Here is a 233-nt window from a genome sequence, read left to right on the forward strand (position 1 = left end):
GCATCCAATCGAGCAGGATCAGGTCGGGTTTGCGATCGACGATGATGGCGTGGGCTTGCTGGGTGTTCTCTGCTTCGAGGCACTCGTAGCCGGCCATTTCCAAGGCCACGGCGATCATTTCGCGGATCGGCGCTTCGTCATCAACGATCAGGATGTTCTTACCAACCATGGAGCCAACCTCGGGTCGTTTAATCTGTCTTGCGCCGCATTAGATAACGGAATTATTGCAGCTG

At 54.9% G+C, this 233-nt stretch carries 1 protein-coding gene; it reads right to left on the bottom strand.

The window, feature by feature from the left end; translation table 11 throughout:
- Positions 1 to 169, bottom strand: a 169-nt coding sequence (locus tag AC0IW9_RS32110) for a response regulator (protein WP_471652322.1), incomplete at its 3' end; no start/stop codon positions are given.
- Between the last annotated feature and the right edge of the window lie 64 nt (positions 170 to 233).

It is taken from the genome of Belnapia sp. AC561, from assembly GCF_979252845.1.